At 58.7% G+C, this 15726-nt stretch carries 1 protein-coding gene; it reads left to right on the forward strand.

Annotation, left to right across the window (positions count from 1 at the left end; translation table 11 throughout):
• Positions 1 to 24 precede the first annotated feature (24 nt).
• Positions 25 to 15708, forward strand: a complete 15684-nt coding sequence (locus B0O95_RS08340) for an SDR family NAD(P)-dependent oxidoreductase (protein WP_104077488.1) — start codon at positions 25 to 27, stop codon at positions 15706 to 15708.
• Positions 15709 to 15726 lie beyond the last annotated feature (18 nt).

Consider the following 15726-nt stretch of genomic DNA (forward strand, 5'->3'; position numbering starts at 1 on the left):
GATGCGTTACCACAGGATTGAAGCATGCTAACAGACGCAAATCAGACTACAGCAACGCTGGCCGGTGAACTTGAAGCGCTGGCGTGCCGCCTACTGGCGATCCAGTTGCACAGATTGGGGCTACATCGCAGCGAGGATTTGCAACGCCTTGCGCCGCGGCACGGTAACGCCACGCCAGATTACCTCTACCTCTGGCTAGCCGAAAGCCTGAAGTATGTTGCGAATATTGAGGTCGGCGACCCCGACTCGTTATGGCAGCAATGGCACGAGCGGCTAGCGGGTTGGCGTCAGGATAGTGACTTGGCAGCCAGGGCGCAGTTGCTTGACGCTTGTCTGAAGGACCTGCCATCTGTATTGACTGGCGAGAAGTCGGCGACTAGCGTCATTTTTCCTGGTGGCTCGATGGCGCTGGTGGAAGGGGTATACAAACACAACAGGATCTCCGATTACTTCAATCGGGTCCTGATCGAAGCGGCGTTAGCCTATGTCGAAAGCCGTCCTAACGATGCTGAGCCTTTGCGAATCCTCGAGATCGGTGCAGGCACCGGCGGTACCACGGCAGGGTTGCTGGCTGCGTTGGCGTCATGGCGGGCGCATATCGATGAATACTGCTATACCGATCTGTCCCATGCCTTCCTACAGCATGGTGCTCATGAGTTTGGCCGGGATAACCCGTTTTTACAAACCCGGTTGTTCGATGTTTCTCGTTCTTGCCTGGAGCAGGGGATCGCTACAGATCGTTATCATTTGGTGGTGGCGACCAATGTGTTGCATGCCACGCCGGAGATCCGCCAGACTTTGCGCAACGCCAAGGCCGTTTTGCGCAAAGGCGGATTGTTGTTGCTCAACGAAATCAGTGAAGCGTCGTTGTTTACCCACTTGAGCTTCGGTCTGCTAGAAGGCTGGTGGCTCTACGAGGATCGCGCATTGCGTATTCCTGGTTGTCCTGGATTGTCGCCGGCTGGCTGGCAGGCGGTGCTGGAGCAGGAGGGGCTTAGCCCGGTTTTGTTTCCCGCCAAACAGGCCCACGGCCTAGGTCAACAAATCATCGTTGCCCAGAGTGACGGTATCGTGCGTCAACCTATCGCAAAGACGGAGCGGCCGATCGCGCGGCCATCCATCGCCAGCGAGCGTGATGGCGATTCCAACCCGACGCAGGATGGCATAGCGTCGGGTAGTTGGCGGCGGCGGGTGAGCGACTACCTTCGGGAATTGGTGGCGTCAACGCTGAAGATTCCGGCAGACAAAATGAGCTTGTCTCGTCCGCTGGAGGAGTACGGGCTAGACTCAATTCTGGTGGTTAGGCTGACCAATGCCTTTAATGAGCAATTCGAAGCTATAGACAGTGCGTTGTTCTTTGAAATGCCGACCCTGGCGGCGCTGACTGAGTATTTTATTCAGCATCGAAAAGACGAGCTGGAAGCGTTGTTGGGGCAGCCCAGCGTTGAACCGAACAAGGGGGCCGCAGCCGTTGTACAGCTTGTGCCGCAGGCCAATGCGCAGCCGGCGTTGGAGGTCAATGGCACGCCAGATGTCGATCGCGTCCCGGCGACGGGCGACTTTATCGGGCAGGCCGGCAAGAACACGATCGCTATTATCGGTCTTGACGGTCGTTATCCCGGCGCAGAGTCGATGACTGCATTTTGGCGTAACCTGGCCGGTGGCCATTGCGCGATCGACGAAATTCCGGCTGATCGTTGGGACTGGCGCCGTTATTTTGATCCGGAGAAGGGAAAGGCCGACCACATCTACACCCGCTGGGGTGGCTTCCTGAAGGGCATTGATCAGTTTGACTCGGCGTTTTTCCGAATCTCCCGCCGCGAAGCTGAGCGGATGGATCCGCAAGAGCGACTTTTCCTTGAAGTGGCCTACCACAGTATCGAAGACGCGGGCTACAACCCGGCAACGTTGTATCGACAGGGTGAGGTTGGGGTGTTTGTCGGGGTCATGAACGGCAGCTATAACCCGATGAGCAACTATTGGTCGATTGCCAATCGGGTGTCCTATCAACTGAATCTACAGGGACCGAGTTTGGTGGTCGACAGCGCCTGTTCGTCATCACTGACAGCGATTCATCTGGCGATTGAAAGCCTGACTAACGGCAGCTGCGAGATGGCGATTGCAGGCGGCGTTAACTTGATCGTCAATCCGCGCCACTACGTCAATCTGTGCGAGATGATGATGCTGTCGCCAGGCGAGCGATGCAGTGCCTTTGGCGGTGACGCCGACGGCTTCGTCGATAGCGAAGGAGTGGGCGCGGTGGTGCTCAAACCGCTGAACAAGGCGATTGCCGATGGTGACCAGATCTATGGGCTGATTCGTGGCAGCGCGATTAACGCCGGCGGCAAGACCAACGGCTATACCGTGCCCAGCGCTGGCGCCCAACAGCGTGTATTAGAAAAAGCGCTATCGCGCTCAGCGATCGACGCCAGCCGAATTAGTTATATTGAGGCCCATGGCACTGGCACCGCACTGGGCGATCCGATTGAGATCAGCGGCTTGAGTCGAGCCTTTGACAATCGCAACGGCGTGGCCAGTCAGGGTTGCGCCATTGGCTCAGTCAAGAGCAATATCGGCCATTGTGAAAGCGCAGCGGGTATCGCTGGGTTAAGCAAGGTGCTGCTGCAATTAAAGCATCGCCAACTGGTGCCTTCGTTGCACGCCGAGCAGCTCAATCCAAAAATTCATTTTGAAGGTACGCCATTTCGGGTGCAGCGGCAGTTGACGCCGTGGCAAGCCAACGGCGACACGCGGATCGCGGCGATTTCCTCTTTTGGGGCTGGCGGTGCTAACGCGTCGTTAATTGTCGAGGAATATAGTGGCGCGGTAGATCAACGACCCGCCGCAGCCGGTCCCTGGTTGATCCTGCTGTCGGCTCGCGATCAACAGCGCTTGGCCGAGTTGGTGTCCCGATTGCAGGCTTACCTTGATAGTGAAGACGGTCAACAAGTTGAAATAGCCGATCTGGCCTTTACGTTACAAGTGGGACGAGAAGCGATGGACGTGCGGCTAGCGCTCATCGTTGACGCCCTTCCAGATCTGCGACGTCGTCTAGCACGGTGGCTCACTGGCGAGCCTAACGACGATGTGTTCCATGGCCATGTCGATCCGTTTGACGAGGCGCTCGACGCGCAGTGGTCCGACGCTGAATCGCAAAAGCAAATCGACCGTTGGTTGGAACAACGTGAGTTGGCCGAATTGGCGGCGTTGTGGGTGCGTGGCGGCGCAATTGACTGGAATCGGCTCTATCTTGACCGCGCTTATCGGCAGCCGATGCGGGTGAGCTTGCCAGGTTATCCATTCGCCAAAAATAGTTACTGGATGCCCGGACTGGCACACCCTGCCCCGTGTCACGGCGGCGTCGAGGTTCAGCGGGCAGAGTCGTTGCCGTTGCGCGATGATGAAGTGTTTGCCGATAGCGATTTATCCCATTGCTGTTATTTGCCGCGCTGGCAGCCGCAAGCGGCGGCCGAGCGGGCCACGTTGGCAGGCCCTGGAGCGATTGTGCTCGTGGCGGCGGAGCAACGCGGCGCTGCCACTGGGCTGCTGCTAGAGGCACTGGCTGATCATTATCGCGATAGCCGCACGGTGGTGCAGATCGACTGCGGTACGGGAGCGACTGCCGAGTTAGCGGTAGGGCGTTGGCGTTGTGGTTACAAGGATCCGCAAGGTTTTGCGCAGATCCTCGCGGCGGTCGGCAAGGTGGCGCAGATTATCGTGATTGGCGCGCAAGCCAAGAGCGACGTCACGCCGCTGATGCTAGCCGATAGCGTGCAGCACAACGAATTGCCACTGCTAAGATTGTTTAAGGCATTGCAGCACCATATAGCCGCCGACGCGTGGGTAGATTGTTTCTTGTTGTCGCTGGATCGTTACGCTTTTGCCGGTGAACAACGAGGGGGCAATCCGCTGGGAGCGGGCATGGCCGGGTTGGGTTATGCGATGGCCCAGAGTGATCACCGGGTGCAACTTCGCAACCTGGATATTTGCTCCGTGGAGTTAGACACGCGAGACAGTCGGCAGCGGTTGCTGGCACAAATCTTTGCTGAACCCGCTTCAGAGCGGGGAGAGCTGATCAAGTTCAGCCGAGGCGAGCGTTTTGTTCAACAGTTGACGCCATTGGCCCTGCCAGTGAGCGGTGACAGCCGTTCAGCGCTAAAGCGTCAAGGGGTCTATGTCATTCTGGGTGGCAGCGGTGTCATCGGTCAGGTGATTAGTCGCCAGCTGATCGAGCATTATCAGGCGCGCGTGATCTGGCTGGGGCGCAAGGCCGCTGACAGCCGCGAGGTGCAGCAAAGTGTGACGGCGGCCCCCTTCCATGGCCGAGTCGACTATATCCAGGCCGACGCGACGGATCTGTCGCAGTTGCAGCAGGCCGTGGCGCAGATCAAACAACGCTATGGGCGGATCAATGGCGCCATGTTCTCCGGCATGGTCTTTGACTTTGAAAACAGCATCCAACAGACGTCGGAAGCGCAATTTAGGCAAATTCTCGAAATTAAGAGCCGCGGCAGCATCCATTTTTATCAGGCGTTTGCCGAGCAGCCACTCGATTTCCTCTGTTATTTCTCTTCCGGCCAGGGCTTTGCGTTCTCCGGGGCGGCCAAGTTGTCAGCTTATGCGTGCGGCATCACCTTTGCAGATGCCTTTGCCGACGCGATCCGCCCCGCGGCGGCTTTCCCGGTCGGCGTGATCAACTGGGGGTTCTGGCGCGCGTCGCTGCAACCGCAGGCGATCAGCCAACACATGGATGCGCTTGACGATGACGAAGGGTTTGCCTGCTTCAGCCGCTTTGTCGCCAACTTGGCCGGCGGCGCGCTGCCCCGGTTGTTGTGTATCAAGGCTTCAACGGCGGTGCGTCAGTTGATGGCTGTGCCGCAGGGGCGGCAGTACAAGCTGGACCCACTTGCCGTGCCAGCGCAACCTGCGCAGAGCGTCGAGCTGGAGCCCGCCGAGCTTGCCAGGCTGCAGCAAATCTTTGATCCTCGGATGCTTGATCAGTCGATCGCCGTATTGCTGTTGATCCAGTTGCAGACGCTCGGGATTTTCACCGCATCAGGTCAGCAAAACGCTGAAGCCTGGCGACGGCAGGCAGGGATCAGCGACAGGTATCGTCGCTGGTGGCACGAATGCTTGGCAATCTTGGTAGAACATGGCTATCTACAGCAGCAGGGCGAGACCTTCGGCCTGGCAGTACATATTGCCCAAGAGCGCCGCGCAGCGATCTGGGCTGCTTGGCGGGAGCAGCGTGATCGTTACCTGGAAGACCGTGATCGTCGCGCTCAGGTGGCTTTGATCGACGATTGCCTGCAACAGCTACCGCACATTCTGATTGGGCAGATTCAGCCCACGGATCTGCTGTTCCCCGACGGTTCGATGGCCAAGGTCGAAGGAATCTACAAACAAAATACGCTGTCGGATTTTTTCAACGATCAACTAGCGGCGGTGGTGACCGATGATGTGCGCCGCCGGATCGAGGCGGATCCTCAGCGGCCGGTGCGTATCCTTGAAATTGGCGCTGGCACGGGTGGCTCCACTGCAAGGCTGCTGCCCGCGCTGCAGCCGTTGGCTGGGCAAATCGGTGAATATTGCTATACCGATATTTCCCGCGCGTTCTTGCAGCATGGCGAGCGCTGTTTCGCGACTGACCATCCTTACTTCACGACCCGAATTTTGGATATCAGCCAAGCTGTTGACGATAGCAACCCTGCAGCTGTCGGTTACGACATCGTCATTGCCACCAATGTGCTGCATGCGACAGCCAATATGCGCCGCACGCTAGCCCACGCCAAGGCGATGCTACGCGGTGGTGGTCTGCTGGCTTTAAACGAGCTGAACCGCAAGACCACAGCGGCGACTGTGACCTTCGGCCTTCTCGACGGCTGGTGGCTGTACGAAGATGAACCACTGCGGATCCCCGGCTCGCCGTTATTGGCCGATGACAGCTGGACTGAGCTGCTGTGCAGTGAGGGCTTCAAGCAGGTCAGTCTGCGGATCAATCACGGGGTCACGCTAGGCCAACAAATCATCACCGCCCATAGTGACGGGTTAGTCCTGCAAGACATGGGACAACCAGCCCCAGCCACGCCGGCGCGCCAACTGGAAAACAACGACTCAATGTTAAACGATCACCATGCAAGCCAGGCCGGACAATGCGAAGATATAGCCGGTAAACTGCAGAAATTGATCATCGATGCTTTGGCCAACACGCTTAAGGCTGACGCACAGAGCATCGCGCTACGCACGCCGTTTTCCGACTATGGCGTGGATTCGATCCTTGGGGTGGGCTTTGTCAAGCATTTGAGTCATCAACTGGGAATCAAGCTCAATAGTGCGGTCTTGTTTGAACAGTCCACGGTGGCTAAGCTGCGGGACTATTTGTTAAACACGTATGGCGAGCCAATCAAACGGACGCTAGCTGAACCGATTGATGCCCGTTCTGCCACGGCCGTAACCAACGACACATCGAAGATACAGCCGCCGGCAGTCGCTGCCGTGGCAGCGACGATGAGCCCAGTCATGGCCGTTGCGCTAGGTGGCGTGGATCGGCCAACGACTATCGACGCAGCCTTGAGCGCCCATTCGTCGGCGAGCACGGCCGCTAGTGGACGGATTGCGGTGATCGGCATGTCTGGACAGTTTCCTGGCGCTGATCATGTCGATGAGCTGTGGGATAACTTGCTGGCCGGACACAATAGCGTGCAAGAGCTGCCGGAGCATTATCTCAATCCCCGTGCCTACAGTGCCGATAAGCAGCCAGGCAAGAGTTACTGCAAATGGGCAGGGATACTGAAGAACCGTGACTGCTTCGATCCCCTGTTTTTCAATCTCACGCCTCACGAAGCGGAGTCGATGACGCCGCACCAGCGGTTGGTGATGCAGGAAAGCTGGAAGGCGCTCGAAGACGCGGGCTACAACCCGATGACGCTGGCGGGCCGTGCGATCAGCGTCTACGTCGGCGCGGAGCCCGGTGGCTATCACCATGACTCCTTTACCGGTGGCTCTGAGGCGATTGTGGCTTCCCGACTGTCTTATTTCCTCGACCTGAAAGGGCCGGCGATGGTCGTCAACACCGGTTGCTCTTCGTCTGCCGTGGCGATCCACCAAGCTTGCGAAAGCTTGCGTCACGCAGAAAGCAATATGGCGCTAGCCGGCGGTGTGTACGCGTTGCTGGATCAGCGGGGCTTGATCAGCCTGTCGGCGATTGACATGCTCAGCGCCAGTGGCCAATGTCACGCGTTCGACGCGGCAGCCGACGGCACGGTGATCTCCGAAGGTGTCGGCATGGTGGTGTTGAAAAGGCTGGAGGATGCCGAGGCCGACGGCGATCCAATCTATGGTGTCATTGAAGCGTCGGCGGTGAACCAGGACGGGGCCAGCAACGGCATTACTGCGCCAAACGGTGACGCCCAGGAGCAGTTGATCCGCGACACCTATCGTAAGTTCGCGATCGACCCATCGCAGATCAGCTATGTCGAGGCCCATGGCACCGGCACCCGGCTCGGTGATCCGGTCGAAGCCAACGCATTGATCCGCGCGTTCCGTCAGTTCACCGATGCCCACGGATATTGTGTATTGGGCAGCGCCAAAGCTAACCTTGGCCACGCGGCCGCGGGTGCCGGGGTAATCGGCTTAATCAAAATTCTACTGTCGATGCGGCATCGCAAGCTGCCGGCAATGCCCGGCTTCGAACGGCTCAACCCGTTGATTGAACTGGAGGGCTCGCCGTTTTATATCAACCGCCAAGCGATTGACTGGCAGCCAACCGGCGGCGAACGGCTGCTGTCGGCACTGAACGCTTTTGGCCATAGTGGCACCAACGCCCACTTGGTCATCGGTGACTACCCACCGAGACAAGCCGTTGACCGGTGTCCGGCGCCACCGACTGTCAGCCGGATTTTTCCCTTGTCAGCCAAAACCGCTGAAAGCTTGCAAGACAATGCCCGGGCGCTGGCGCGTTGGCTGGACAAAAACGCATCGTCGCAGCAGGGGCTGCTGGCCAATATGGCCTTTACCTTACAGACTGCTAGAGAGCCTATGCGGGTGCGGGCGGCGGTGGTAGCCGACAATGTTCCGCAGCTGCAAGTCCAACTGGCACGGCTGGCCAACGGCGATTTACCAGTATCGTTGGACGACGAAGCTGGTCGACTCGCCACCGAATGGGTCGGCGGAGCCGAAATCGACTGGGCGACGCGGTGGCCGGCCGGATCGGCAACGCGTCTGAACCTGCCGAGTTACCAGTTTGCTAAGGAGCGTTACTGGGTCGATCAAACTGCGCGGTCGGTCATCGCTGCGCAGAGCGTGATTGAAGCGCCAAATGCAATGAGTGAATCAACGGGTGAGGACCTGCCGCAGTCTGCTACGGGTTTGTTCCTCGCGCGGCCTGTTTGGCAAGAGCCTGTCGGTGAAAACGTTGATGATGGGGCTGGCCAGTGCTTGCTGTTTTTGGTCGGGTTCAGCAGTGAACAGGTGGCGCAATGGCAATCCTTGTCTACCGCTGCAGCAGGCGCGCTCAGCTGTGAGGTCCTGGCTTCTAACAAAAGCACGCCGGCAGCGCGTTATCAAGAGCTGGCGATTGCACTGTTACTGCGTCTACAAAAGCTGAGTGGCCGAGTGCACATTGAATTGGCCATTGCCGAGCACGCGTCGGACAGTTTGCTTTACGCGGGTCTCGATGGCCTACTGAAAACGGCTTGCCTAGAGCAGCCCACACTCAGCGCGCGTTGCCTGTTGGTCGAGGTTGAGGCTGGCAAGCCATTGCCAGCATTACAGCTGAATGAGCTAACGGCGATGCTCTCTGAGACGCACCGCAGCGGCAGTTCGGTATTGCAGCGAAGCGGCGCTGACGGTGGTCGCCTGGAGCTGCAATGGCAGGAGCTGGCTGACGATGTCGCTGCGGGCCAACCGATAAACAGGCATGGCGCGGCGGCAGGCTGGAAAGATCGGGGCGTCTACCTGATTACTGGCGGCGCAGGTGGCCTGGGGCTGATTTTCGCCAACGCGATCGCTGCACAGTGCCGCGAGGCGACTTTGATTCTGATCGGCCGCTCGGCTCTCGACCAGCAGCAGCAGGCGCGTCTGCAGCAAGTGCGCGACGCCGGCGCCCAAGTCAGCTACTATCGGGTCGATCTGACCGATGCCGAAGCGCTTGAGCAGTTGATCACTGAAATCTGCGCCAAACATGGCGGCCTTAACGGCGTGCTGCATAGCGCAGGTGTCAATAGGGATCGGCTACTCGCACGCAAGTCCCCCCAGGACATTGCCGAGGTGTTTGCTGCCAAGGTTATCGGCACCGAACTGCTGGATCGGGCTTGCCGTCGGCTTTATCTAGACTTTTTTGTCTTGTTTTCTTCGTGCTCGGCTGTGCTGGGCAGCGTGGGGCAGGCTGACTACGCCGCGGCTAATGCGTTTATGGACCGCTTTGCCAGCTTGCGCAACAGGTGGGTGGAGCAGGGCCAGCGATTTGGCCATACGATGTCAATCAATTACCCGCTGTGGCGGGACGGTGGCATGCAGATTAGCGCTGCCGATCGGGCCGAAATTCGCCGCAAGACCGGGATGGCACCGATGCAGTCGGTCCATGGCGTCAACGCATTACAACTGGGACTGAATGCCGCTTTGGAACGGTTATTAATCATCGAAGGCGATCTGTCGCAGATCCGCGGTCATTTCACCGCTGCGTCAGGCGCTGAAGAGTTGGCCGCGGTGCTGGCTGCGGCTGGCAGCAGCGTGCAAGACTCGGTGACATTGGCCGATGCCGCTGTGGATCATGAGCGGCTGGCCGCCGCCACGCTTGAGCGACTTAAGGCAGTGTTCTGTGAAGTCACCAAGCTGCCGCCCGCGCGTGTCGAGTCTGACGCGCCGCTGGAACAGTACGGCATCGACTCGATTATGATCACCCGGCTCAACAAGGCGCTGGAAGACGCTTTCTCCCGGATGACGTCGCTGCAGCCGGCGGAACGCCAACTGTCGAAAACGCTGTTTTTTGAATACCACAGTTTGAACAAGTTGACCTGCTATCTGGTGGAGCGGCATCATCGCGCTTGCCTGTTGTGGAGCGGCTTGGTCGAAGAGCAAAGCTGCGAGCAAATCCAGCGTCAAGCTTTGAGCCAACGCGAGCCAGGGACCGCCAAGCCGGAAACGACGGTGGCTGAGCGCAGGGTAACGGCTGCTGAGCCGAGGGTGGCTGCTGCTGCGGTTGAGCCCATCGCGGTGATCGGCATGAGTGGTCGCTATCCGCAAGCCACTAATCTCGACGAGTATTGGCGCAACCTCAAGGAGGGACGCGACTGCATCAGCGAAATTCCGGCGAATCGTTGGTCGCTGCAGGATTTTTATGTCGACTCCGTGCAGCAAGCGCTGAAGCAGGGCCGTAGCTACAGTAAGTGGGGTGGTTTTGTTGATGGCTTTGCCGATTTTGATTCGCTGTTTTTCAATATCTCGCCTCGTGAGGCGGTCAACATGGACCCGCAAGAACGGCTGTTTTTGCAATCCTGCTGGCACGCGCTGGAAGATGCCGGTATCACCAAGGCGGATCTGGTCGAACACTACCAAGGCAATGTCGGTGTCTTCGCCGGGATCACCAAAACCGGATACGGCCTCTATGGGCCGGCGTTGCGTGAACAAGGTCATCTGATATTCCCGCGCACCTCGTTTAGCTCGACGGCCAACCGGATCTCCTATGTCCTGGGCCTAAACGGGCCGAGCGAACCGGTGGATACCATGTGTTCATCGTCTTTGACTGCACTGCATCGGGCCTGCGAAAGCCTGCGTCGCGGTGAGTGCCGAATGGCGTTCGCCGGTGGCGTCAACCTCTATTTGCATCCGTCCAACTACGTCGAGTTATGTGCCGGCCAAATGCTGTCGAAAGACGGTCGCTGTCGCAGCTTTGGAGCAGGCGGTAACGGTTTCGTGCCCGGCGAGGGTGTCGGCGTTCTGTTGTTGAAGCCACTGTCGCAGGCGTTAGCGGACAGAGATAACATCCATGCCGTCATCCGTGCCACGGCAGTCAACCATGGTGGTAAGACCAACGGTTACACCGTACCCAATCCCCAAGCGCAAGCCAAAGTGATCCGCCTGGCAATCGAGCAAGCCGGGCTGCACGCAAGCCAGATTAGCTATATCGAGGCCCATGGCACTGGCACGGAGCTAGGCGATCCGATCGAGGTGAGCGGGCTGAGCCAAGCTTTTGCGATGGACGGCGTCGATCTGGGTCGTTGCGCGCTGGGCTCGGTGAAATCGAATATTGGCCATTTAGAAGGCGCGGCCGGCATCGCCGGCGTCAGCAAAGTGATTCTTCAGCTCAAGCACAAGCAGATTGCGCCGAGCCTGCATGCCGCCAAACTGAATCCCAACTTGACATTGGACGCCACGCCGTTTTACTTGCAACAGGTGTTGGGCGACTGGCAGCCAGCAGCGGAAGGACCGCGCATCGCCGGCGTCTCGTCCTTTGGCGCTGGCGGCGCGAATGCGCATGTGCTGCTGCAGGAGCACAACGAATACCGCGAGCTGCCAAACCATCGTGGCGCTGAGGTGATTCTATTGTCGGCCCGAGACGGCGAGCGCCTGCGCGACTATGCCAAGGCGCTGCTGGCTTATGTTGAAGCCCGGCCGTCTATGTCGGGTGCTGACTTGACCAACCTGGCCTATACGCTGCAAACCGGCCGGGAGAAGATGGCGACGCGGCTTGGCCTGGTGGCTGAGACGCCCGTCGCGCTAGCGATGAAGCTGCGGCAGTTTATCGACAGCGGCGGCCAGGCGGGTGACGGCATCTATGTGGGCGACGTCAAGCGCGAACGGATGGCCACTCAAGCCGATGAGGATTGGACACCGGTTATCCGTCACTGGGCGGCTAACGGTAAGTTCGACAAACTGCTGCAATTATGGGTGGACGGCGAGGCGATCGACTGGTCGCTGCTGCATGCTGAACGCCCGGGCCCGCGGCCATACCGGATTAGCTTGCCGGTCTACCCGTTTGCCTGCGAGACCTTTTGGTTGCCCAATAGCGAGCCCTCTGCCCGCGTGCGTATCGCCAGTGACGAGCGTGCAGTGGCCGAGATAACCCAAGTCCCGGCCCAACCCGCAAACGCGATGGAGACGGCGGCTGCGTCGGTGGCGTCAACCGTCTGTGATCGACTGAGCTATGTATCGCGCTGGCAGGCCGATGGGCAACACGATCAGCCATTGATCAGCGAGCACCGTTGCGTCTTGATTGTCGCCTGTGCGTCGGCCGCGGCCGCTGCCGAAGCGATCGCGAGCCAGTACCTCGCCAACGCGGATTTCGTTGACGGCGGCGGCAGGGTCATTCGAGTGGAGCCGGGACAGCTAAACCGTTTGGTGGCCACTGATCACTGGTTGTTGGATGTGGCGGATCCGCAAGCACTGGATTGTTGTCTCGGTGGCTATCCAGCGATCGATTGTTTTTATTTTATCGGCGGCTCAGGCGAGCCAAACGATTGGCAGGCGCTACTCGACAGCCCGCGATATAACGAGATCTTGTTGCTCCGGTTGATCAAGTGGCTCAAGCAGCATGGCGGTCGTCAAGCGATTGACAGCTATATCATTAGCCAAAACAACTTTGACATTGCCGGTGAGCCAGTCAACGCCTTTGGCGGCGGTCTGACCGGCATGGCTTATGCCATTGCTCAGGGCGAGCATCGATTCCGGGTGCGTCATATCGATGTTGACAGTCGTGAGCTGGCCGATAGCCGGTGTCTGGCGCAATGGGTGCGTCAGTTGCAAAGTGAGCGCGGGCTGGCGCGTGGTGACGCGTTGTGCCTGCGCGCAGGCCAGCGCTATCGCCGCCGCATCTTCAGCTTGGCCTGGCAAGCCCAGCAGCCGGTGCGAGCCAACACAGATTTTGTCACCCCGGCGCTCAAGCGCGGCGGCGTTTACGTGATTCTCGGCGGTAGCGGTACAGTGGGCGGGATCATCAGTCGCTACCTGCTTGCCGACTATCAAGCCAATGTAATTTGGCTGGGGCGCAGTGGGGCGGACGATCCCAAAGTGCGACGGCGACTGGATCGTTGCTTGAGCAGTGTCGGTCGTGCGGTCGATCCAGCGCAGTTGGCGTACCTCCAGGCCGACGCCAACGATCTGGCATCGCTGCAGCGCGCTGTAGCGCAGATCAAGCAGCGCCACAGCATGATCAACGGAGCCATTTTCTCTGGCGTGGTGTTCAACCATGAGGATGCCCTTACCCGAATGCCAGAGGCACAGTTCCACGAGATTTTGGACGTGAAAAGCCGCGGCGGCATTGAGTTCTACCGGGCGTTTGCCAATGAGCCGCTGGATTTCATGTGCTACTTCTCATCGGGGCAAAGCTTTGCCTTCTCCGGCGCAGCTAAATTGGGCGCTTATGCTGCCGGGATCACCTTCTGCGACAGCCTGGTACGCAGCCTGCGGCACCATGCTGCTTTTCCGGTAGGCGCAATTAACTGGGGATTTTGGCTTTCGTCACTTACGGAGCAACAGGCGGTTGACCCGTCGGCGCAACCGATGAGCCGCCACGCCGGTGCATTGGAGGATCGCGACGGCTTTGAATGTTTCGCCCGCTTTGTTCAGGCACTGAGCCGGGGCCAGCTTGATCATGTTATCTGCATGGCGGCTTCAGCACCCGTGCAGCAATTAATGCAGTTGCAACCGCAGCCCATTGTGCTCGCAAACACCGGTGACCGCAGGCCTATTGATGGCGTTGAGCGCTACCGCGTTGCCGCTGCACCGCTGCTGGCTGCCCATGACCCCATGCCTTTCGATGAGGCGATGGCCGGCATGACGTTCGTCCAGCTGTGCCGCATGGGACTGTTTGAACAGCCGGGATGCTTCGAAGATAGCGAAGTGATGCGCCGTCAGGCTGGCATTGGCGACAACTATAGTCGCTGGTGGTCAACCTGTATCGATCTGCTGCAACAGCATGGTCTGGTGTTGCGCCGTGGCGCGCAGATTTGCGCCAATGACAGCGCGTTTTCTCAGCAACAACAACTGGCTGAACGCTGGCGCCAACTCAGCGGCGAGTTGAGGGCTTCTGTTCAGCGCAAGGCCCAGGTTGAGCTGGTTGACGCCTGCTTGCAACAGCTTCCGGCGATACTCAGTGGCCGGGTCCAGGCAACCGATGTCATTTTCCCCAAGTCATCGATGGAGAAGGTCGAAGGGGTCTATCGCAATAATGCGTTGTCTGACTACTTCAATCAGGTGGTGGCTGGCGTGGTTCAGCAGCACATCGAAGCGCTACTGGCCAAGGATCCCCAATGTCGAATTCGGATCCTCGAGATTGGCGCTGGCACCGGGGGCACCACGTCAATCGTGTTGCCGGCGCTACAGCCTTGGCGTGAGCATATCGCTGAATACTGCTACACCGATATGTCCAAGGCATTTTTGATGTACGCTAAAAAAACGTATGGTCCGGCCCATCCTTTCCTCACTTACCAGCTGTGGAATGTCGAACAGTCGCCGGAAGGCCAGGGACTGGCGCTAAATCACTACGATATTGTGATCGCGGCCAACGTGTTGCATGCCACTGGCAGAATTCGCCGCACCCTAAGTCACGCCAACGCGGTATTGCGGCGCGGCGGGATCCTAGTGATGAACGAGATCAGCGACATATCGCTGTTCTCCCATCTCACTTTTGGTTTGCTCAAGGGCTGGTGGCTGTACGAAGACCCTGAGTTGAGGATTCCTGGCACGCCGGCGCTCTATCCAAAAAGCTGGGCCAGCGTGCTGGGCGAAACCGGGTTCTGCGACGTTGCTTTTCCGGCGCAGTGCGCCCATTGCCTCGGCCAGCAGATTATCGTCGCTCAGAGCGATGGTTACGCGTGTGCAGCTTTAGCGAATCGCCCAGCGCAGGAGCACAGCAGTCCTGAGCTTCAGACTAACTGCGCTCAGCAGCGCAGCGCTGATGGGGCCGGAAACGGCGACAGCCGCGACGCACTGACCGCGGTGGCGCTCAACGGCCTGGCCAAAACGCTGCAACTGGCGCCAGAGCGGATTATGACGGATCAACCGTTTGCTGATTACGGCATCGACTCAATTCTTGGCGTCAGCTTTGTCGGTGATTTGGAGGAGGCGCTAGGTACAGAGCTTAATACCGCATTGCTGTTTGACTATCCGACGCTGGACAGTCTGGTTGACTATCTGCTTGACCAATACCCGGCGGAAAGCGCCCGGCTGGCCGGCGGGCAGCGTGGCGATGTTGAGTTTGTCAATGGCTGTGAGTCAGCGCCCATGCTTGATCCGGTGGCTACCGCTCAAGTAAATGGTGTTTCGCAAGAAGCGGTCGCTGCGCTGGTGGTGCAAGGGCTGGCCAGCGCGTTGCAGCTCGATGCGGCACAGGTCGATAGCGAGCAGCCGTTTTCTGATTACGGCCTTGACTCGATTCTTGGCGCAAGCTTTGTTGACTACCTGGGTGAAGCGCTTGGCGTCGAGTTGAGCGCGGCGATACTGTTTGACTATCCCACTGTGACGACGTTATCAGCGTACCTTGTCGAAAATCATCGCGCAGAGGTGGTCACTTGGCTAAACGGCGTCAATCAAGCCGGCTCGGCAGCGAATGGTGCGCCCCAGTCATACCGTCAGTTTGAGCCACCGCATTCGTTCGCCAGTGAACTCGAAGAACAATTTCTATCCGGTGAAATAACAATCGATTCTTTGCTTAATCTAGTAAGCATGGGTACCGTAGAACGTGACGCTGTTAAAAACCGCTGTACAGCGTAGGCACTTGCCGGGAAACGA

This window comes from Mycetohabitans endofungorum, assembly GCF_002927045.1.
In the GTDB taxonomy this organism is placed as follows: domain Bacteria; phylum Pseudomonadota; class Gammaproteobacteria; order Burkholderiales; family Burkholderiaceae; genus Mycetohabitans; species Mycetohabitans endofungorum.